The organism is Massilia sp. BGA-UO-ETr-WB1, from assembly GCF_059567845.1.
Genome location: NZ_JCAQOT010000023.1, coordinates 20,026 through 39,200, shown reverse-complemented (window position 1 = coordinate 39,200; position 19,175 = coordinate 20,026). Strand labels below are relative to the sequence as shown.

At 67.0% G+C, this 19,175-nt stretch carries 16 protein-coding genes; 12 read left to right on the top strand and 4 right to left on the bottom strand.

Annotation, left to right across the window (positions count from 1 at the left end; translation table 11 throughout):
• Positions 1-54: 54 nt before the first annotated feature.
• Positions 55-2,397: a coiled-coil domain-containing protein gene (locus tag AC56DV_RS08630; RefSeq protein WP_496313894.1), complete on the bottom strand. Its 2,343-nt coding sequence runs from the start codon at positions 2,395-2,397 to the stop codon at positions 55-57.
• A 114-nt stretch (positions 2,398-2,511) separates the two neighbouring features.
• The gene (locus tag AC56DV_RS08625) at positions 2,512-3,510 is read right to left on the bottom strand and encodes a serine/threonine protein kinase (RefSeq protein ID WP_496313893.1); all 999 of its coding nucleotides are present in this window, start codon (positions 3,508-3,510) and stop codon (positions 2,512-2,514) included.
• 87 nt (positions 3,511-3,597) lie between these two features.
• Here AC56DV_RS08625 and AC56DV_RS08620 point away from each other — a divergent pair, with 87 nt between their 5' ends.
• From AC56DV_RS08620 to AC56DV_RS08605, 4 genes are all read left to right on the top strand, one after another.
• Positions 3,598-4,296 carry a UPF0149 family protein gene (locus AC56DV_RS08620; protein ID WP_057155241.1) on the top strand — a complete coding sequence of 233 codons (699 nt, stop codon included), beginning with the start codon at positions 3,598-3,600 and terminating at the stop codon, positions 4,294-4,296.
• Between the two features lie 179 nt (positions 4,297-4,475).
• The gene (locus tag AC56DV_RS08615; RefSeq protein WP_496313892.1) at positions 4,476-5,972 is read left to right on the top strand and encodes a DUF1800 domain-containing protein; all 1,497 of its coding nucleotides are present in this window, start codon (positions 4,476-4,478) and stop codon (positions 5,970-5,972) included.
• A 23-nt stretch (positions 5,973-5,995) separates the two neighbouring features.
• Positions 5,996-7,372, top strand: coding sequence for a DUF1501 domain-containing protein (locus AC56DV_RS08610; protein ID WP_496313891.1), 1,377 nt, complete (start codon positions 5,996-5,998; stop codon positions 7,370-7,372).
• 83 nt (positions 7,373-7,455) lie between these two features.
• Positions 7,456-7,860 (top strand): hypothetical protein, encoded by a 405-nt coding sequence (locus AC56DV_RS08605; protein ID WP_496313890.1) that lies wholly within the window; start codon positions 7,456-7,458, stop codon positions 7,858-7,860.
• A gap of 35 nt (positions 7,861-7,895) precedes the next feature.
• On the opposite strand, the gene AC56DV_RS08600 is transcribed toward AC56DV_RS08605, so the two are convergent.
• Complete coding sequence (locus AC56DV_RS08600) at positions 7,896-8,354, bottom strand: heme-degrading domain-containing protein (protein ID WP_496313889.1); 459 nt, start codon at positions 8,352-8,354, stop codon at positions 7,896-7,898.
• Between the two features lie 7 nt (positions 8,355-8,361).
• Positions 8,362-8,946 carry an oligoribonuclease gene (gene orn / locus AC56DV_RS08595; protein ID WP_496313888.1) on the bottom strand — a complete coding sequence of 195 codons (585 nt, stop codon included), beginning with the start codon at positions 8,944-8,946 and terminating at the stop codon, positions 8,362-8,364.
• 47 nt (positions 8,947-8,993) lie between these two features.
• Here orn and AC56DV_RS08590 point away from each other — a divergent pair, with 47 nt between their 5' ends.
• From AC56DV_RS08590 to AC56DV_RS08555, 8 genes are all read left to right on the top strand, one after another.
• Entirely contained in the window at positions 8,994-10,262 is a 1,269-nt protein-coding gene (locus tag AC56DV_RS08590) for a M48 family metallopeptidase (protein ID WP_496313887.1), read from the top strand.
• A gap of 11 nt (positions 10,263-10,273) precedes the next feature.
• Positions 10,274-10,624 (top strand): 4a-hydroxytetrahydrobiopterin dehydratase, encoded by a 351-nt coding sequence (locus AC56DV_RS08585; protein ID WP_496313886.1) that lies wholly within the window; start codon positions 10,274-10,276, stop codon positions 10,622-10,624.
• Complete coding sequence (rsgA, locus tag AC56DV_RS08580; RefSeq protein ID WP_496313885.1) at positions 10,621-11,541, top strand: ribosome small subunit-dependent GTPase A; 921 nt, start codon at positions 10,621-10,623, stop codon at positions 11,539-11,541. Before AC56DV_RS08585 ends, rsgA begins: the two co-directional genes overlap by 4 nt.
• A 107-nt stretch (positions 11,542-11,648) precedes the next feature.
• On the top strand, positions 11,649-14,501 hold the full coding sequence (locus AC56DV_RS08575) for an ATP-binding protein (RefSeq protein WP_496313884.1): 2,853 nt from the start codon (positions 11,649-11,651) through the stop codon (positions 14,499-14,501).
• Positions 14,502-14,588: 87 nt separating this feature from the next.
• Entirely contained in the window at positions 14,589-14,834 is a 246-nt protein-coding gene (locus AC56DV_RS08570; RefSeq protein ID WP_496313883.1) for a hypothetical protein, read from the top strand.
• Positions 14,835-14,969: 135 nt separating this feature from the next.
• Positions 14,970-15,896, top strand: a complete 927-nt coding sequence (gene argF / locus AC56DV_RS08565; RefSeq protein WP_496313882.1) for an ornithine carbamoyltransferase — start codon at positions 14,970-14,972, stop codon at positions 15,894-15,896.
• A 94-nt stretch (positions 15,897-15,990) separates the two neighbouring features.
• Positions 15,991-17,223: an argininosuccinate synthase gene (locus tag AC56DV_RS08560; RefSeq protein WP_496313881.1), complete on the top strand. Its 1,233-nt coding sequence runs from the start codon at positions 15,991-15,993 to the stop codon at positions 17,221-17,223.
• 118 nt (positions 17,224-17,341) lie between these two features.
• The gene (locus AC56DV_RS08555; protein ID WP_496313880.1) at positions 17,342-19,153 is read left to right on the top strand and encodes a methyl-accepting chemotaxis protein; all 1,812 of its coding nucleotides are present in this window, start codon (positions 17,342-17,344) and stop codon (positions 19,151-19,153) included.
• Positions 19,154-19,175 lie beyond the last annotated feature (22 nt).

Sequence of the window (19,175 nt, the reverse complement as noted above, 5' to 3'; positions counted from 1 at the left end):
ATCTTGTCCCCGTAGGGGGTAGCGGAACGCATAACCCGCCACCCCGCCAGCGCTTTACCGGCCGCGCCACACGGCGCCGGCGGTCTCCTTCAAGCGGCCGATCACGTCGCGCGCCATGGTTTCAGACTGCTCGTGCTCGGCACGGGCGCGTGCTGCGGCCAGGGTTGCGGCAAAGGCGTTCTCCTCCACCAGCGCGGTCTGCGCCACGTCGGCAGCCAGTTTCTCCTCGATCGCATTCAGCGCGTTCTGCGCCGCGTGCTGGCGGCGGGTTTCCAGCTCCAGCAGCTTTTGCTTGGCCTGCGTCATGGCCTGCGTGGTGTCGGCCACCTTGCGCTGCATTGCCGCGTGCGCCTGGGCCGCTTCCACCAGCGCCTTCTGCTCATCGGCCTTGTCCCGCGCAGCCTGGGCGGCGGCCTGCACCGCCAGCTCATGTTCGCGGGCCAGATCGGCCTGCGCCTGCTCCGCATCGGCCTGCGCGCGCAGCGCGGCGGTGGCGGCCTTCTCCGACTCCAGGCGGCTTTCGATCGACTTGGCGGCGCGCGCCTCGGCGGCGTTGGCCAGGCGCTGCTGGGTCAGTTTCTGGTCGATCACGGCCAGCGAATGGCGCTCGGTTTCCACGAACTCCTGCTCCGCCTTCAGCAGCTCGGCGGCCTTGGCGGCCTTCTCTTCTTCCACCTGCGCGCGCTGCACGTGCACCTCGCTCAGCTCCACCGCCAGGCGGGCCTGCGCGGCCACGGCTTGCGCGGCCACCGCCTTCTGTTCGGCTTCCACGGCGCTCTGCTCGGCCATCAGCTGCATGGCGGCGGCTTCCTTTTCAGCCGCTGCGGCCAGGCTTTCGTCGGCGGCCTGCTGCCGGCGCAGCGCCTCGGCCTGCTTCTGCTCGGCGGCGCTGCGCGCCTGGGCCGCTGCTGCGGCGCCCTCTTCGGCTTCCAGGCGCTGCTTCAGCGCGGCGATGGCCTGCTGCTCGGCGGCGGCGCGGGCTTGCTCCGCGGCCAGCAGGTCGGCGGCGCGGGCGGCTTTCTCTTCGGCCAGCGCAGTGGCGGTGTTGTGCGCGTCCACCTGCGCGGCCAGCGTGGCCACTTCAGCCTGCTCGGCGGCGTTCTGGGCGGCGGCCAGTTCCACGGCGGCGCGCGACAGCGAGGCGCGCTCGTCGGCCAGCTGGGCGGCGCGCTGCTGCTCCAGGCTGTCGGCGCGGGCCGCCTCGGCGGCGGCCTGTTCGGCGGCCTGGCGCAGGCGGGCCTGCTCCAGTGCCTGCGCTTCGGCTTCCACCTTGGCCAGGGTTTCGATTTCGGCTTGCTGCTCGGCCTCGAAGCGCGCCAGCGCCACGGCGCGCAGCTGGCGGTCCACTTCGATGCGCGCTTCGGTGGCGCTGATGATGCGGGCGTCCGCATCGCGGCGGGCCTGGGCGCTGGCGGCGGCCACCGCTTCCAGGCGCTCGCGCTGCACGGCCGCGTCGCGGATTTCCTTTTCGGTCTGCAGGCGCAGGTGCAGCGACTGCGCGGCGCTGCGCTCGGATTCGGCCTTGGCCAGGGCGATGGCTTCACGCTCCTGCTCCAGGTGGGCCAGCGCGCGGGCTTCCTCCAGCGCGCGCGCTTCGGCGGCGGCGCGGTTGAAGGCCGCTTCCAGCGCGATCTGGTCGGCGCGCTCGCGCTGCACGGTCAGTTCCAGCGCTTCGGCTTCGGCGGTGGCCAGCGCGTCGGCGGTCTGGCGCGCGCCGTAGGCATGGCGCTCGCGTTCGCGGGCCAGCGTGGCCAGGCGGGCGTCGGCCGAGGCGATGCCCACCATTTCCTCGCGCGCGGCCTGCACGGCGGCCAGGCGCTCGGCGGCCTGCTTGCGGGCTTGCTCGGTTTGCGCGGTCAGGTCGGCGGCGGCGCGCGCGGCCTGCTCGGCCAGTTCGGATTCGGTGGCGATCTGCTCGGTGGCGCGCTTGCGGCTTTCCTCCTCGGCGCGGGCGCGCTGCTCGGCGGCCAGGCGGATCTGGGTGTCGGCTTCGGCGCGGGCGCGCAGTTCGGCGGTTTCCATTTTGACCGCTTCCAGGCGGGCCATGCTGGCTTGGGCGGCGGCGCGCAGGCTTTCCAGGCGTTCGCGGTTGGCGGCAATGGCTTCCTCGGCCGCTTGCGCGCTTTGCTGGGCTGCCGCTGCGGCGGCGGCGTCGATGGCGGCGCGGTCGTCGGCCAGGGCGCGGGCGCGGGCTTCGGCATGGGCCCGGCTCTCGGCGGCGCAGGCAGCCTTGGCTTCGGCTTCCACGCGGGCGATGGCTTCCTTGATGGCGCTCATGTCCATGGCGCCGCGCGGCGCGGGTTCAGCGGACTCTTGCAGAGGCAGGACGGGGGCATCGTTGGCCTGAGCGGCTACTTCAATTGCTGCTTCGAGGGGCTGTGCCAGTTGTGCTTGCATGGTGGTTCTCGCTAGGTCGACGGTTGGTTCGGGATTTCCGAACTGTCATTATCGGCTAGCGGGGGCCGCCGGCAGGCGGCGAGCAAGGGGGCGTTTACCCCCTAAATTGCCGGATTAGACGGGCAGCGGCGCCTCGTCCATCAATGCGATCTGCTCGCGCAGTTCCAGGATGCGGTCCTGCCAGTAGCGCTGGGTGTTAAACCAGGGGAAGGCCACCGGGAAGGCCGGGTCGTCCCAGCGGCGCGCGATCCAGGCCGAATAATGGATCAGGCGCAAGGTGCGCAGCGCCTCCACCAGGTGCATTTCGCGGCTGTCGAAGTCGCAGAAGTCCTCGTAGCCGGCCAGGATGTCGCCCATCTGGCGCACCTGCTCATGGCGCTCGCCGGACAGCATCATCCACAAATCCTGGATGGCCGGGCCCATGCGGCTGTCGTCGAAGTCGACGAAGTGCGGGCCGGCGTCGGTCCACAGCACGTTGCCGCCGTGGCAGTCGCCGTGCAGGCGCAGGATGGACACGTCGCCCGCCCTGTCGTAGCAGCGCTGCACGCCGTCCAGCGCCTGGTCGATCACGCTGCTGTAGGCCGCCAGCAGTTCGGCCGGGATGAAGTTATTGGCCAGCAGGTAGTCGCGCGGCTCGGTGCCGAAGGTGGCCGGGTCGAGCGCCGGGCGCTCTTTATACACGCCCAGCTTGCCTGCCTCGTGGATGCGGGCGATGAAGCGCCCGGTCCACTCCAGCACGGCCGGATCGCCCAGCTCGGGCGCGCGGCCGCCGTGGCGCGGGAACACGGAGAAGCGGAAACCTTGGTATTCATGCAAGGTCTTGCCGTTCACGGTCAGCGCCGGCACCACGGGGATTTCGCGTTCCGCCAGCTCGGCCACGAAAGCGTGTTCTTCCAGGATGGCGGCGTCGCTCCAGCGGCCGGGGCGGTAAAACTTGGCTACCAGCGGCTTGCCGTCGTCGATGCCGACCTGGTAGACCCGGTTTTCATAGCTGTTCAGCGCCAGCAGGCGGCCGTCGCCGTACAGGCCGATGCTGTCGAGCGCGTCGAGCACGCAGTCCGGGCCGAGGGCCGCGTAGGCGTGGAGGGAGGTGTCGGGAATGTCGGTTGTCATGGCGCCATTGTAAGCGCCGCCGCATTCTTCCGCCCGGAACGCTGCGCCGCAGCGTATACTGGCGGCTTCAAATAAGAAGGAAAGCATATGCAACTCGATCAGCCTCTGAGCGAAAAAGAATTCGACGAACTGGACAACTTCCTGCTGTCCGAGCGCAGCCCGGAAGACTCCATGACCATGGACCACCTGCACGGCTACCTGACCGCCATCGCCATCGGCCCGGAGCCGATCATGCCGGCCGAGTGGCTGCCGCGCGTATGGGGCCCGGACGGCAACGACGCGCCCAAGTTCAAGAATGCCAAGGAAGAAGAACGCATCGTCAACCTGATCATGCGCTTCATGAATGAAGTGCTGGTGACGTTCGAAGTGGCGCCGAAAGAGTTCGAGCCGCTGTTCGTGGAGCACGAAGTGGAAGGCCAGACCCTGATCGACGCCGAAGCCTGGTGCTGGGGCTTCTGGGAAGGCATGGAGCTGCGCCCGGGTTCGTGGGACGCGATCTGGGACTCGGAAGTGGGCGACCTGATGCGTCCGATCTACCTGCTGGGCGCGGACGAGATCGAGGAAGACGAGCTGCCGCTGGTGGAAGATCCGGTCAAGGCGCACAAGCTGGGCCAGGAACTGGAAGCCAACCTGCCAGCCATCCACAAGTTCTGGGTGCCGCGCCGCAAAGCGCCGGTCAGCACCGTGGTGCGCGACGAGCCGAAAGTGGGCCGCAACGACGACTGCCCTTGCGGCAGCGGCAAGAAGTACAAGAAGTGCCATGGCGCCGAAGGCGGCGCCGAGTAAGCCCCTCCCCGGGCGCTGACGTTTTTCGGCGCCCCGCCTGCCCCCCCCGTATGACCTGAGTGACAATTTTTGTCGCCTTGCACCCCGCAAGCGAGCAAAAATTGTCACTTTTTGTTTGTCTTTGCCTGGCACGGGAATTGCTGTTTGGAAACAAGCATCCAGACAACAAGGAGAATGTCATGCAAGGAACTCTGTGCCGGGCCTGGGCTGCGGCCTGCCTGATGAGCCTGGCCGCAAGCAGCTGGGCCGCCGCCGACCCGGCCACCGTGGCCGCCGCGCGCCTGCTCGAGCAAGCCACCTTCGGCCCAACCACGGCCGACATCGCCAAAGTCAACACCATGGGCCAGACCGCCTGGCTGGCGCAGCAGTTCGAGCTGCCGGCCAGCGCCCTGCCCGCCACGACGGACATGAACGTGTTGCGCGCCAACTGGTTCAACAACATGGCAGGCGGCCAGGACCAGCTGCGCCAGCGCATGATCTTCGCACTGTCGCAGCTGTTCGTCGTTTCCGCCGACAAGAACCCGTACGCCAACGAGATGCAGCCCTGGCTCGCCACGCTGTCCGCCAACGCCTTCGGCAACTTCAACACCCTGCTGCGCGAGATGACGCTGAACCCGTCCATGGGCAAATACCTGGACTTGGCCAACAGCAAGGCGCCCGCGCCGAATGAAAACTACGCGCGCGAAGTGATGCAGCTGTTTACCATCGGCCCCGTCATGCTGAACCAGGACGGCAGCGTGCAGACCGACCGCAACGGCGACCCCATCCCCAGCTACGACCAGGCCCGCATCGCCGACATCTCGCGCGCCCTGAGCGGCTGGACCTACGCCGGCGCCAGCACCACCGGCGCCAACTGGGAAAAGTTCACCGGCCCGCTGCAGCCGCGCGAGCGCCTGCACGACAAAGGCAGCAAGACGCTGCTGCAAGGCGCGGTGCTGCCGGCCGACCAGACCGCCGTGCAGGACTTCGACGCGGTGATGGAGAACCTGTTCAACCACCCCAACCTGCCGCCCTTCATCGCCACCCGCCTGATCCGCGCCTTCACCACCAGCAACCCGAGCCCTGCCTACATCGAGCGCGTGGCGGACGTGTTCGCCAGCGGCCCGGCCGGGCGCGGCGACCTGAAAGCCACCCTGACCGCCGTGCTGATGGACGCCGAAGCGCGCCTGGATTCGCCAGGCGCCGGCCAGGGCAAGCTGAAAGACCCCATGCTGCATTCGCTGAGCCTGTTCCGCGCGCTGGACGCCACCGTCATCAATCCCACCAACGCCTTCTGGGAATATTCGCAGCTGGGCCAGAAGCTGCTGAACGCGCCCAGCGTGTTCAATTTCTATTCGCCGATGACCGGCCTGCCCGGAGCGCCTGGGAAATTCGGCCCCGAGTTCCAGGTCTACGCGCCGGCACTGGCCGTGGCGCGCGCCAACTTCCTGTACCGCTTCCTGTCCGGCGAATACAAGGGCATGGTGGCCGTCAACATCGCGCCCTACGTCAACGCGGCGGGCGACGTCAACGCGCTGATGGACCTGGTGGACGCCAGGCTGCTGCAAGGCCGCATGTCGCCCGCCGCGCGCAGCGCCATCGCCGGCTCCGTGAGCGCCACCACCGACAAGAAGCAGCGCGCCTTGACCGCGCTCTACCTGACCGCCATCAGCGCCGAATTCGCAGTGCAGCAATGAAAACGACGACACCGGAGACCACCATGAGCAACAACAACCTGTCCCGCCGCCGCTTCCTAGGACGCGGCGCGCAAGCCGGCATGCTGGGCGCACTGTCCTCGCTCGGCCTGCTGGGCGTGCGTCCCGCGCAAGCGGCCGTCGGCGACTACAAGGCGCTGGTGTGCCTGTACATGTTCGGCGGTAACGACGGCAACAATATGATCGTGCCGCTGGACAGCGTCCGCTACGGCAAGTACAACGCCATCCGCGGCAGCCAGGGCTTGGCGCTGTCGGTGGCCAGCAAGACGCTGGTGGGCGAGCGCAGCGCGCGCCTGCAGGCCGTGGCCGAGCCGGTCGACCAGCCGTTCGCCTTCCACTACGGCATGCCCGAGCTGGACGCGCTGTACGGCCAGGGCCAGGTGGCGGCCGTGCTGAACGTGGGCAGCCTGCGCCAGCCGCTCAGCAAGGCGCAGTACCAGTCCGGCGTGGCGGTGCCGCCGCAGCTGTTCTCGCACCCGGACCAGCAACTGCAGAACCAGGCCGGCACGCCGTCGCTGGCCGGCACCGGCTGGGGCGGCCGCCTGGTCGACCTGCTGGGCACCGGCGGCGACCTGGACGCGGTGGCGCTGGGCGGCGGCGGCCTGTTCATCGAAGGCAGCAAGACGCACGGCAACCTGATCCCCGCGAACGGCCAGCTCAACCTGGCCGGCATGAACTTCTGGCCGCAAGCCGAAGCGGACCAGCGCCGCGCAGCGCTGGTGCAGCTGCTCTCGGCCAGCCATCCCAACATGATGGCCGGCGCCGCCAACCGCGCGCTGCTGAACGGCATGGAACTGGTGTCAGACCTGAAGGCGGCCACCAGCGGCGCCGCGCTGGCCACGCCCTTCCCCGGCTACAACCTGGCGCGGCAGCTCAAGACCGTGGCCCAGCTGATCCGCCTGCGCGCCGCGCAGGGGCCGGGGCGGCAGGTGTATTTCGTCTCGCAAGGCGGCTTCGACACGCACGGCGGCCAGGCCTACCAGCAGTTCGACATGCTGCGCCAGGTATCGCAGTCGCTGGCCGCCTTCCAGCTGGCGCTGGCCGAAATCGGCGCCCAGCAGCAGGTGACGACGTTCACGCTGTCCGACTTCGGCCGCAGCCTGCAGCCGAACAGCGGCGGCACCGACCACGGCTGGGGCAACCACCATATGATCGTCGGCGGCGCCGTCAAGGGCGGCCTGTACGGCCAGTTCCCCGACTTCACGCTGGGCGGCAAGGACGACGCCACCGGGCGCGGCGTGTGGATCCCGCAGATCTCCAACCAGCAATACGGCGCCACCCTGGGCCGCTGGTTCGGCGCCGACGACGCCATGCTGGAAACCCAGGTCTTCAAGAACGAGCTGGCCAACTTCGCGCTCAAGGACCTCGGCTTCATGGGCTGAGTGCGGCGCTGCGCGAAGCTCGCGCCGCATCGGCCGCTGGACCGCCTACAATCAATGTAGGAATGACTTTCAGCGAGTACGTAATGGGGCACGATGATTACCAGCAGCGCAAGCTGCATTGGCTGGCGCGCATCGATGGCTTTTATGGCCAGGTGCAGCAGTGGCTGGCACGCTACGCGGAGAAGGGCCAGGTGAAGTACGATTTCCACGCGCTGGTGCTGACCGAGGAATTGCTGGGCACGTACAGCACCCGCACGCTGGGCATCAGCCTGGGACGCCAGCACGTGCTGCTGCGCCCGGTGGGCGTGATGCTGGATGAAGGCGGCGGCCGCATGGACCTGGAAGGCCATCGCGGCAAGGTGCGCTTTGTGCTGCCCGACCTGGCGTCGGACTGGAAGATCGCCACCAAGGACGGCGAGTACCCCGCCTTCGAGGATTTCAACGAAGATAACTTCCTGGCAGCGCTGCTGGAAGTGTCCAGCGATTAAGTCCGGCGATTAAGTCCGGCCACTAAGCCCGGCGACTAAACCATCGCGCGGATGGCTTCCACCACCAGCGCATGGTCCTCCGCCTGCGGCAGGCCGGACACCGTGATGGTGCCCACCACGCCCACGCCCTTGATAATGAGGGGGAACGCGCCGCCATGCGCCGCGTAGTCCTTGCTGTCGAGGTAGGGAATCGCGTCGAAGTCCACGCCGCGCAGCTTGTGCTCGCTGCCCACGTGGAACGAACTGCGGCCAAAGCGGTTCACCACGTTGTTCTTGCGCCGTATCCAGTCGGCCTGGTCGGCGCTGGCGCCGTCCATGGCGTGGTGGAACAGCACCTGGCCGTTGCGCGTGATGTTCACGGTGACCGCCTTGCCCTTGGCCTTGGCGGCCCCGGCCAGGCTCAATCCCAGCGCCAGCGCCGTGTCGTTGCTGAAAGCGGAGAATTGCAGTTCCTGTTCCTGGCGGGCCAGGGTTGCGAGCAGGTCGGCGTCCATGGCGTCCTTACAGCTTGATGAAGTGTTCGCGGTAGTATTTCAGCTCTTCGATGGACTCGACGATGTCGGCCAGCGCGGTGTGCTTCTGGTGCTTCTTGAAGCCGCTCACAATCTCCGGCTTCCAGCGCTTGCACAGCTCTTTCAGCGTGGACACGTCGATATTGCGGTAGTGGAAGAACGCTTCCAGCTTCGGCATGTACTTCACCATGAAGCGGCGGTCCTGGCCGATGGTGTTGCCGCACATCGGCGCCTTGCCGGCCGGTACCCATTTTTTCAGGAAGGCGATCAGCTCGGCTTCGGCGAACTCTTCGGTGATGGTGGACGCCTTGACGCGCTCGGTCAGGCCGGAGCGGCCGTGGGTGCCCTTGTTCCAGTTGTCCATCTTGTCCAGCGTTTCATCGGATTGATGAATTGCAAACACCGGGCCTTCGGCCAGGAAGTTCAGGTGCATGTCGGTGACGATGATGGCCACTTCGATGATGCGGTCGGTTTCGGGTTCCAGACCCGTCATTTCCATGTCCACCCACACCAGGTTGGTCTCGTTGGGACGCTCTTGCGGGGTAGTCGTTGGGATTTCGGTCGCTTGTGACATAATTCTCTCTTGGCCTAAACAATCCGCCATTTTCTCACAGGCATAGAATGTATTCACACGCGTTTTCGATTTTGTTCGTTACTTTCCTGGTTGTGACGCTGGCCGTGCGCTTCTGGCTGGCGTCGCGCCACATCCGCCACGTGCTCGCCCACCGCAGCGCCGTGCCGCCCGAATTCGCCGAAAAAATCCCGCTGGCGGCGCACCAGAAGGCCGCCGACTACACCATCGCCCGCACCAAGTTCGGCATGCTGGGCATGGTGGTCAACGCCGCCGTGCTGGTCGCCTTCACCCTGCTAGGCGGCCTGCAATGGCTGTCCGTCGAAGTGTACAAGCTGGCCGGCCCCGGCATGGGCTACCAGATCGGCCTGCTGGTCGCCTACGCCGCCATTTCCGGCCTGGTCGAGCTGCCGTTCGACTACTACAAGCAATTCGGCCTGGAGCAGCGCTTCGGCTTCAACAAGATGAGCCGCAGCCTGTTCTTCGCCGACATGCTCAAGGGCGTGGCGCTGGGCGCCGCGATCGGCCTGCCGCTGGTGTGGGTGGTGCTGACCCTGATGGACAAGAGCGGCGGCCTGTGGTGGCTGTACGCCTGGTTCGTGTGGAGCGGCTTCCAACTGCTGATGATGGTGCTGTTCCCCACCGTGATCGCGCCGCTGTTCAACAAGTTCACCCCGCTGGCCGACGAAGCGCTGAAGGCGCGCATCGAAGGGCTGATGCAGCGCGTCGGCTTCGCCTCCAAGGGCCTGTTCGTGATGGACGGCTCCAAGCGCAGCGCGCACGGCAACGCCTATTTCTCCGGCTTCGGCGCCAACAAGCGCATCGTGTTCTTCGACACCCTGCTGTCGCGCCTGGCGCCGCAGGAGATCGAGGCGGTGCTGGCGCACGAGCTGGGGCACTTCAAGCTCAAGCACATCATCAAGCGCATCGGCATGATGTTCGCCATGTCGCTGGCCTTCCTGGCGCTGCTGGGCTGGCTGAAGAACCAGCTGTGGTTCTACACCGGCCTGGGCGTGGACCCGCTGCTGCTGCCCGGCGCCAGCAACGACGCCATGGCGCTGCTGCTGTTCGCGCTGGCGCTGCCGGTGTTCACCTTCCTGCTCGGCCCGCTGACCTCGCTCAGCTCGCGCAAGCACGAGTTCGAGGCGGACGCCTTCGCCGCCCGGCACACCGACGCGCGCGACCTGGTGTCGGCGCTGGTGAAAATGTACGAGGACAACGCCTCCACCCTGACGCCGGACCCGCTGCACTCGGCGTTCTACGACTCCCATCCGCCGGCCAGCGTGCGCATCCGGCAATTGAACCTGGCGGCCCAGTGAGGACACCCATCATGACTATCGCTAACGTCGAAGATTTGCGGGCGCTGCGCTGCGACCCCGCCAAGGACGCGCTGGACCCGGCCGAGGCCCAGCGCCTGGCCGCCCTGCTGCCGCAATGGCGCCTGGAAAACGGCAAGCTGGTGCGCGAGTTCCGCTTTGCCGACTATTATCAAACCCTGGCCTTCGTCAACGCGCTGGCCTATGTCACGCACGCCGAAGACCACCACCCGGAACTGACTGTGACCTATAACCGCTGCGTCGCCCGCTACGACACCCACTCCGTGAACCAGGGCCAGGGCGGCCTGTCGCTCAACGACTTCATCTGCGCCGCCAAGGCGGACGCACTGGCGGAGCGGGCATGAAGGCACCATCGAACAAGCCCGCGCAGCAGAGCGGCACCATCATCGCCGCCCACGGCCGCCACTACCTGGCGGAGGTGAACGGCGAGCGCGTGCAGTGCGTTACGCGCGGCAAGAAGACCAACGTGGCCGTGGGCGACATCGTCAAGCTCACCGCCACTTCGGCCGACCAGGCCGTGATCGACGAGATCACCGAGCGCAAGACGCTGCTGTACCGCTCCGACCAGTACAAGTCCAAGCTGCTGGCGGCCAACGTGAGCCAGCTGTTCATCGTCGTGGCCACCGAGCCCGGCTATACGGACGACCTGGTCTCGCGCGCCACCGTGGCGGCCGAGGCGGCCGGCATCGAGGTGCACCTGATTTTGAACAAGGTGGACGTGACCGGGTCGCTCGAGCGCACCCGCGAACGCCTGCAGATGTATTCCAGGCTGGGCTACCCGGTGCACGAAGTGTCCGCCAAGGGCAACCCCGGGCACGCGGTGGCCACCTTGCAGCCGTTGCTGAAGGGCAATTCGTCGATCCTGATCGGCCAGTCCGGCATGGGCAAGTCCTCGCTGATCAACCTGCTGGTGCCGGGCGCCGACATCGCCGTGCGCGAAATTTCCGCCGCGCTCGACACCGGCAAGCACACCACCACCTTCACCCGCCTGTACACCATGCCCGACCTGGGGCCGGACACGTCCATCATCGACTCGCCCGGCTTCCAGGAATTCGGCCTGTACCACCTCAGCGAAGGCATGCTGGAGCGCGCCTTCCGCGACTTCAAGCCCTATCTCGGCGGTTGCAAGTTCTACAACTGCCGCCACCTGATCGAACCGCAGTGCCCGGTGCTGGACGCGGTCAAGGCCGGCCAGATCGCCAAGCTGCGCCACGAGCTGTACGGCCAACTGCTGCACGAGTCGGCGCAAACGCTGTATTGACGCCTGTACTAAAAAACAATTAACTTGGCATCTATTCAAAAAGTCGATTGCGCCTTTCAATGCTCTGGAGCATTATTAGGAAGATAGCGTCAAACAAGGGCTAGGCCATGGACATGTTCGCGGTCGAGGATGATGTTGCACAATGGGAAGTGTCGCTGCTTCCCTTGCGCGGCGTTGCGCGCCTGCCCGTCCTGGTGCCGCTGGCCTGGCACCTGCGCCAGCGCGACAGCGAACGGGCCGAGGCCCTCGCCGCCGAAACGCTGGCCCTGCTGCCCCAAACCAATCTCGATCCCACCGCGCAAGCCGCCATCGCCTCCCGCATGCAGCTGGTGCAGGGCGAAGTGCTGTGGCTGCGCGGCGCGCTGGAGCAGGCCGAAGCGTGCGCGCAGCTCGCCTTCGAACAACTGTGCGCGCTGGGCGACCAGGAAGGCTGCGCCGACGCCCACTGGCTGCAAGCCTGCATCGCCATCGACCGGGGCGAGCACGCGCGGCGCGACAGCGAACTGGCGCTGGCAGCGGCCGCCGCCCGCCAGGGGCAGGACCGGGAACGCCAGCACGTCATCGAAGCGGCCACCGCGCGCTGGGCCATCCTGCGCGATCCGACCGGCGCCGCCGGCTGGCGCCAGCGCCTGGCGCCGGCCCCGGACCTGCACGCGGACATCGGTGTGGAAACGCCCGGCAGTGCCGCCTGGCGCCACGACTACCTCGGCGTGGCGGCCAGCCAGTCGAGCGACTTCGGCACCGCCGCCAGCCACTACATCCGCTGCTATGAAAACGCGCTGGCCACCGGGCAACTGCGGGTGGCCATCACCGCCGCCACCAATATCGGCGAAGACTTCACCAACCTGAACGACCACCATGCCGCGCTGGAATGGATGCAATGCGCGCTGGACCTGGCGCGCCCCACCGGCTGGCCGCGCAGCGTGGGCGCCTGCCTGATGCACACCGCCGACACCATGCGCCGCCTGGGCCGGCTGGACGCGGCCGAGGAACTGCTGCACGAGGCGCTCGAGATCCTGGCGCCGCTGTCGGGCGCGCGCAGCTACGCCATCGCGCTGCAATACCTGGGCGACCTGTCGCTGGACCGGGGCGACTACGCCGCCGCGCTGGACGCCTTCCAGCGCCTGGAAGGCCGCGCCGACGCCCTGCAGCAGGCCGACTTCCAGACCGTGGCGCGGCGCGGCCAGGCGCACGCCCTGTCCGGCCTGGACCGGCCGCAGGAAGCGCTGCGCGCCGCGCACGAAGCGGTGAGGCTAGCCAGCGAACAGCGCAATATGCACCACCACGTGACCGCGCTGCGCGTGCTGTCGCTGGTCCACAGCCGCCACGCTTTGACCAGTCCGGACGGCATGACCGAGCTGAACGCCACGCTGCACTATCTGCACAAGGCGCTGGCGGTGGCTTCCGCCATCGACGGCTACACCGTCCCCGGCGACCTGCTGGACGCGCTGGCGCGCGAATACGCGCGCGCCGGCAGCTACCAGCAGGCCTACCAGATGGCGGTGGCCGCCAGCGCCGCGCGCGAAAAGACGCACAGCCAGGAAGCCACCAACCGCGCCGTCGCCATGCAGGTGCACCACCAGACCGAGCACGCGCGCGCCGAAGGCCAGCACCATCGCGAGCTGGCCGCGTCCGAAGCGCGGCGCGCCGAGCTGCTGCAGCAAACCAGCGCCATGCTGGAGCGCCTGTCCGCCATCGGCCAGGAAATCACCACACACCTGGACGCGGCCGCCGTGTTCCAGGCGCTGGACCGGCACGTGGAAGCGCTGCTGCACACGCACACCTTCGCCATCTACCTGGTCGACCACGGCGGCCAATCGCTCACGCGCGCCTTCGGCGTGGAAGGCGGCCGCGCGCTGCCCACCAATGTGATCCCGCTGTCGCATCCGCATTCCTACTCGGTGCGCAGCCTGCAAGAACGGCGCGAAGTGTACGTGGCGGACCTCAACAGCACCGATCACAGCTTCGTCATCCCCGGCACCTGCCCCAACCGCAGCGCGCTGTACGTGCCGCTGCTGGTGGGCGAGCGCGCGCTGGGCGTGATGACGGCGCAGTCGCTGGAACTGAACGCCTACGGCGAGCGCGAACGGCTGATCTTCCGCACCCTGTGCGCCTATGGCGCCATCGCGCTCGACAACGCCGAAGCTTACCGCCAGCTGCAGGACGCGCAGACCCAGCTGGTGTCGCAGGAAAAACTGGCCGCGCTGGGATCGCTGATGGCGGGCGTGGCGCACGAGCTGAACACGCCGATCGGCAACAGCCTGCTGATCGCCAGCACCCTGCAGCAGAAGACCGCCGAAATCGAACAGCAGATGAACGGCGCCGGCCTGCGCCGCTCCGAGCTGGCCGCCTACGTGGCCGACGCGCAGAAGGCGTCCGAACTGGTGATGCGCGGGCTGACCAGCGCGGCCGACCTGGTGAACAGCTTCAAGCAGGTGGCGGTGGACCGCACCACCGAGCAGCGCCGCATGTTCAACCTGCAGCAGGTGACGCACGAGGTGGTGGCCACCATGATGAACCGCATCCGCAACGCCAACCACAGCATCGAATACGACGTGCCGGACACGCTGGCCATGGACAGCTACCCGGGTCCCTTCGGCCAGGTGCTGGCCAACTTCATCAACAACGCGCTGCTGCACGCCTTCGAGTGCCGCCAGCACGGCCGCATGCACCTCGTCGCCAGCACGCCGGCCGAAGGGCGGGCGCTGGTGGTGTTCAGCGACGACGGCGGCGGCATCCCGGCCGAGCACCTGGGCCGTATCTTCGATCCCTTCTTCACCACCAAGCTGGGCCAGGGCGGCAGCGGGCTGGGGTTGTCGATCAGCTACAACATCGTCACCTCGCTGCTGGGCGGCCAGATCAGCGTGTCCAGCGGCCCGGACGGCACCACCTTCACCCTCGACCTGCCGCTCACCGCGCCGGTGCACGACGATACCGGCCCGGTGGCGATCTACCATTAAATTTTCGTCTATACATGCCGATTTGCTATTAAACTAGGCGGCACGGAGCCGCGCCAACCCGGTATCGGCCCTTCAACAAGGACGCCCATGAAATCACTGATCCTGGCCGCAGCTGTGGCAGGCCCGCTACTGGCAGGCTGCGCCACCTCCCCCGACGAAGCGCGCACGCCCATCGTCTCCAACTACGAGAGCGACGCCTACGTCCCCACCGGCACCAACCTGAAGCGCAAATACAAGGACAGCGCCGACCGCATGCAATCGATGTCCGCCGAAGACGCCCAGCGCCAGCTGCAATTCGTCCCCGTGGCGCCGTCGGGCGCCAGCACCCGCTAAGTGATACGCTAAGCGGTATTGCAGCGGCGGCACGGCCATCGTTGCTGCCGCAGCCACAATTTAGCCGTATAATGTTTTGCTAAGCTGGCGTTTCCGGCACCCCCGCCCCTGCCAGCCCAACAAATCGTTGTCACTATGTCTACCCAAAAACCGATTCGGCACTACCTGCAGTTTTCCGACTTGTCGTTGGATGAATACGAATACGTGATCGAGCGCGCCCACGTCATCAAGCGCAAATTCAAGAACTACGAGATCTACCACCCGCTGGTCGACCGCACGCTGGTGATGGTGTTCGACAAGAACTCGACCCGCACCCGCCTCTCCTTCGAGGCCGGCATGCACCAGCTGGGCGGCGCCGCCATCTATCTGAACACGCGCGACTCCCAGCTGGGCCGCGGCGAGCCGGTGGAAGACGCCGGCCAGGTCATGTCGCGCATGTGCGACGTGATCATGGTGCGCACCTTCGGCCAGGACATCATCGAGCGTTTCGCCGCCTACTCGCGCGTGCCGGTGATTAACGGCCTGACCAACGAGCACCACCCTTGCCAGGTGTTCGCCGACATCTTCACCTACTACGAGCACCGCGGCTCCATCGCCGGCAAGACCGTGGCCTGGGTGGGCGACGCCAACAACATGCTGTACTCCTGGCTGCAGGCGGCCGAGGTGTTCGGCTTCCACGTCAACGTGTCCACGCCCAAGGGCTACGACATGGACATGTCGCTGGTCTCCACCGACCGCTACACTTTCTTCGCCAACCCGTCCGACGCCTGCGAGGGCGCGGACCTGGTCAACACCGACGTGTGGACCAGCATGGGCTACGAGGACGAGAACGCGGCCCGCCTGAAGGCCTTCGATGGCTGGATCGTCGATGCGGCCAAGATGGCGCGCGCCAAACCGGACGCGCTGTTCATGCACTGCCTGCCGGCGCACCGCGGCGAGGAAGTGTCGGCCGAGGTGATCGACGGCCCGCAGTCGGTGGTCTGGGACGAAGCCGAGAACCGCCTGCATATCCAGAAGGCGCTGATCGAGTACCTGCTGCTGGGGCGCCTGGACGGCAAATGATGCAATGGCGGGTTACGCGGCTCCGCCGCCAACCCGCCCTGCGCGCCGTCCGGCAAGATAAAATACCGAACTACCTATCAAGAATGGAACGACCATGAGCGACATCAAAAAAGTAGTCCTCGCCTACTCCGGCGGCCTGGACACCTCCGTGATCCTGAAGTGGCTGCAGGATAACTACCAGTGCGAAATCGTCACCTTCACGGCCGACCTGGGCCAGGGCGAGGAACTGGAGCCGGCACGCGCCAAGGCGATCAAGTTCGGCATCAAGCCTGAGAACATCTACATCGACGACGTGCGCGAAGAATTCGTGCGCGACTTCGTGTTCCCGATGTTCCGCGCCAACACCGTGTACGAAGGCGAATACCTGCTGGGCACCTCGATCGCGCGTCCGCTGATCGCCAAGCGCCTGATCGAGATCGCCAACGAGACCGGCGCCGACGCCATCTCGCACGGCGCCACCGGCAAGGGCAACGACCAGGTGCGCTTCGAGCTGGGCGCCTACGCGCTGAAGCCGGGCGTGAAGATCATCGCCCCGTGGCGCGAGTGGGACCTGCTGTCGCGCGAAAAACTGCTGAAGTACGCGGAAGACGCCGGCATCGAGATCGACATGAAGCACAAGAACGGCGGCGCGCCGTACTCGATGGACGCCAACCTGCTGCACATCTCCTTCGAAGGCCGCCACCTGGAAAACCCGAGCGCCGAAGCCGAGGAATCGATGTGGCGCTGGAGCGTGAGCCCGGAAGCGGCTCCCGACCAGCCGGAATACCTGGACATCGAATACGAAAAGGGCGACATCGTGGCCCTGAACGGCGTGCGCATGTCGCCGGCCACCGTGCTGACGGAACTGAACCGCCTGGGCGGCAAGCACGGCATCGGCCGCCTGGACCTGGTGGAAAACCGCTACGTCGGCATGAAGTCGCGCGGCTGCTACGAAACCCCGGGCGGCACCATCATGCTGAAGGCGCACCGCGCCATCGAATCGATCACGCTGGACCGCGAAGTGGCCCACCTGAAGGACGACCTGATGCCGCGCTACGCGTCGATGATCTACAACGGCTACTGGTGGGCGCCTGAGCGCGTGGCGATCCAGACCCTGATCGACCACACCCAGGCCACCGTGAACGGCTGGGTGCGCGTCAAGCTGTACAAGGGCAATGTGATCGTCGTGTCGCGCGATTCGAAGACCGATTCGCTGTTCGACATGACCATCGCCACCTTCGACGAGGACGGCGGCGCCTACAACCAGGCCGACGCCGGCGGCTTCATCAAGCTGAACGCGCTGCGCATGCGCATCGCCGCCAACGCACGCCTGAAGCGCGGCCAGTAAGACCGCCGCGCCGCGGTCGTGCCATAGTCACGCCGCATCCGAACGGGCCGCCCAGTGCGGCCCGTTTTGTTTTTCCGGGCGACGGTGCTACATTGCCATATCACCGCCGGGAGAATCCATGAAAGACATGCGCATCAAAACCAAGCTCACCGCCGGCTTCGGCGCCATCGTGGCCACCCTCCTGCTCCTCCTCGGTCTCTCCTACAACCAGTTCAGCCGCCTGGCGGACGCCAACGCGTGGGACCGCCACTCGCTGGAGGTGCTGCTGGAGGCCGACCAGATTGCCAACGCGGTGCTGCAGATCCAGAACTCCACGCGCGGCTTCATGCTGACCGGGAACGAGAGCCTGGTGCAGATCATCCCGCGCGAGGAGGAGGCCATGCGCCGCCACGTGGCGCGCGCCCTGGCCCTGACCCAGGACAATCCGCAGCAGCAGGCGCGCCTGAAGCAGCTCGGCCCCATGGCCGAGGACTGGGTGCAGAACATCATCCATCCGTTGCTCGACAAGCGGCGCGAGTTGAACAAGCAGGTGGGCGTGTCGCAGCAGGTGGCCACGGCGGCCGACGTGCTGAATGGCGCCAAGGTGATTGCCGAGGTGCGCAAGCTGCTGGCGGACCTTAGCGCCGAAGAAACCCGGCTGCTGGGCCTGCGCTCGGCCGAAGCGCGCGAGCTGCAGCAGGCGCAGGCCTGGCTGCTGGGCGGCGGCGGGACCGTGGCCGTGGTGCTGGCGATCGGGATCGGCTGGCTGCTGCTGCGCGCCCTGCTCACGCCATTGGGCCTGCTGATGCAGGCGGTGGGCCGCATCGCCGCCGGAGAACAGTCGGCGCGGGTGGCGGTGGTGTCGAACGACGAGCTGGGCGAGGTGGGCACGGAGTTCAACCGCATGGCGCAAACCATCCAGGACAACCAGGCCAGGGAACTGGCCGACACCAACCTGCTGCGTTCCAAGGTGGACTCGCTGCTGGAGGTGGTGTCCAAGGCCGCTTCCGGCGACCTGACCGGCAAGGTCACGGTAGGCGGCGGCGACGCCATCGGCCAGCTCGGCCACGGCCTGGCCACCATGTTCGACAACCTGCGCGCGCTGCTCAACAATGTGCAGAAGGCCGGCATCCAGGTCACCACCTCGGCCACCGAGATCGCCGCCTCGGCCAAGGAGCAGGAAGCGACCGGCATGGAGCAGGCGCAAACCAGCGTGGAGGTGCTCAGCACCACCAAGGAAATCTCGGCCAACACCACGCAGCTGCTGCAGACCATGGAAGGCGCCACCGCCGTGGCCGACTACACCACCAGCGCCACCGCCGAGGCGCAGGACAACCTGAAACGCATGGACGAGACCATGCAGCACATGGTGTCGGCCACCGATTCGATCAGCGCCAAGCTGGCCGCCCTGTCCGAGAAGGCCAGCAACATCAACAGCGTGCTCACCACCATCACCAAGGTGGCCGACCAGACCAACATCCTGTCGCTGAACGCGGCCATCGAGGCCGAGAAGGCCGGCGAGGCGGGACGCGGCTTCTCGGTGGTGGCCACCGAGATCCGCCGCCTGGCCGACCAGACCTCGGTGTCGACCTGGGACATCGAGCAGATGCTCAAGGAGATGCAGTCGGCCGTCTCGGCCAGCGTGATGGGGATGGACAAATTCTCCGAGGAGGTGCGCCGCAGCGTGGGCGAAGTGCGCCGGGTGACGGACCAGCTGTCGGGCGTGATGGTGCAGGTGCAGAAACTGGCGCCGCAGTTCGACGCCGTGCTGCAGGGCATGCAGTCGCAGGCGGTGGGCGCGCAGCAGATCACCGCGACCATGACCCAGCTGAACGACGCCACCCAGCAGACCGTGGAATCGCTGCGATCGACCAGCGAAGCGGTGCAGCAACTGCAGTACGCGGCCGGCGCGCTGCAAAGCAGCGTGGCGACGTTTTCGGTGAACGCGTAGCAGTGCAGTTTCCCTTCATGGC